Below are 386 nucleotides of genomic sequence, written 5' to 3' on the forward strand. Positions count from 1 at the left end.
ATCGTCGGCGGACCGATGATGGGTATCACGGTCGAAGATGAGCAGATCCCGGTGATAAAAACCACCAACTGTCTGATTGCCGGCAGTATTCAGGAGATGCCGGCACAACCACCGGCACAAGCCTGCATCCGGTGTGGTATGTGTGAACAGGTCTGCCCGGTGGAACTTCTGCCACAACAGCTACACTGGTTTGCTAAAGGCCGTGAATTCGATAAGGCCCGTAACCACAACCTGTTTGACTGTATAGAGTGCGGTGCATGCTCCTATGTCTGTCCTAGTAACATTCCATTAGTACAGTACTACCGCTTCGCCAAAGCAGAAATCCGCAAAGAGGATGCCGAACAGCGTAAGGCAGACCATGCACGCATCCGCTTTGAAGCCCGTCT

Annotated in this window: 1 protein-coding gene; it reads left to right on the forward strand. The window is 52.8% G+C overall.

The genetic code is table 11. The annotated features are described in order from the left end of the window. The coding region (locus QWI17_RS06775) for a 4Fe-4S dicluster domain-containing protein (protein WP_302721765.1) at positions 1 to 386 on the forward strand (386 nt) is incomplete at both ends.

Source organism: Gilvimarinus gilvus (genome assembly GCF_030518155.1).
In the GTDB taxonomy this organism is placed as follows: domain Bacteria; phylum Pseudomonadota; class Gammaproteobacteria; order Pseudomonadales; family Cellvibrionaceae; genus Gilvimarinus; species Gilvimarinus gilvus.